Origin of the sequence: Micromonospora sp. NPDC049799 (assembly GCF_040656655.1) — a bacterium.
In the GTDB taxonomy this organism is placed as follows: domain Bacteria; phylum Actinomycetota; class Actinomycetes; order Mycobacteriales; family Micromonosporaceae; genus Micromonospora.
This window is the reverse complement of sequence record NZ_JBFAMU010000854.1, coordinates 1-1,303: the sequence shown is the minus strand read 5'-3', so window position 1 is coordinate 1,303 and position 1,303 is coordinate 1. Positions and strand designations below refer to the sequence as shown.

Sequence of the window (1,303 nt, the reverse complement as noted above, 5' to 3'; positions counted from 1 at the left end):
CAGTGGCGCACCGCTCTCGACGCCACGCTGGGCACGGCGTTCGCGGTCAGCCGGGCGGTGCTGCCCCTGCTGCCGGACGGAGCGGCGATCGTCGCGGTCAGCTCGGTGAACGCGTTCCTGGCCGCACCCGGGGTCCCCGCGTACGCCGCCGCCAAGGCCGGGGTGGAGGGGCTGGTGCGCCAGCTCGCGCTGGAGTACGGACCGCGCGGGATCCGGGTCAACGCGGTCGCCCCCGGCATGATCGGCGACACCGTCGACGACGGTGCCGCCGGCTATCCGCTGGGCCGCACCGGCACCCCCGACGAGGTCGCCGCGGCCGTCCACTTCCTCGCCCACGCGGGCTTCGTGACCGGAGTGACCCTGCCGGTCGACGGTGGACTGTCCATCGCGTCCCCGGCGGCGTTTCTCCGCGCCGACCTGCGCGCCCGGTGGCTGACGTGACGGACAGACCCGACGTGGTCGGCTTCGGCGAGGCGATGGTCTTGCTCCAACCGCCGGGCGGCAACCAGTTGGAGTCGGCCGCCACGCTGGAGGTCCACGTCGCCGGGGCCGAGTTCAACCTCTGCGCGGCGGTGGCCCGGCTGGGGCTGCGCGCCGCGTTCTGCAGCCGGGTCGGCCGCGACCCGTTCGGGACCCGGCTGCTGGCCGAGGCGACCGCCCTGGGCATCGCCACCGACCTCGTCAAGACGGACCCGGACCGCCCGACCGGGCTCTTCCTCAAGGACATCCGGCCCGACGGCCGCCGCCGCGTGCACTACTACCGAGCCGGCTCGGCGGCAGCGGCGATGGACGCCTCGGACGCGGTACGGCTGCTCGCCTCCCGGCCCCGGGTTGTCGCCGTCTCCGGCATCACCGCCGCGCTCGGCCCGGGTCCGCTGGCGGCGGTCACCACGGTGGCCGGGCAGGCACGACAGGCCGGGAGCAGCGTCGCGCTCGACCCCAACCTACGACCGGCCCTCGGCCCGGTACGGGACCAGGCGGCGCGGCTGCGACCGCTGCTGCCGTACGCCGATCATCTGATCCTGGGCGTCGACGAGGCCGGTCCGCTGTTCGGGGTGACCGAGCCCGGCGCGGTCTTCGCCGCCGCCGCGGCCGCGGGTGCCGGGGAGACCGTCCTCAAGGCCGGCGAGCGGGGCTGCTTCGTCCTCGTCGACGGCACGGTGGTGCACCTGCCCAGCGACGCTCACCGCGTCGTGGACCCCGTCGGCGCGGGTGACGCGTTCAGACCTGCGTCCGCTCAGCACCCGCTGAGCGGTCCGCCGAGAAAGGGCAGCCCGTGATAGCGATCTCCGACTTCCTGGAA

At 75.2% G+C, this 1,303-nt stretch carries 2 protein-coding genes; both read left to right on the top strand.

Going from position 1 to position 1,303, the window contains the following annotated elements; genetic code table 11:
* The coding region (locus AB0I76_RS30105; RefSeq protein WP_357042583.1) for an SDR family oxidoreductase at positions 1 to 441 on the top strand (441 nt) is incomplete at its 5' end.
* Positions 438 to 1,280 carry a sugar kinase gene (locus AB0I76_RS30100; protein WP_357042579.1) on the top strand — a complete coding sequence of 281 codons (843 nt, stop codon included), beginning with the start codon at positions 438 to 440 and terminating at the stop codon, positions 1,278 to 1,280. The genes AB0I76_RS30105 and AB0I76_RS30100, both read left to right, overlap by 4 nt.
* Positions 1,281 to 1,303 lie beyond the last annotated feature (23 nt).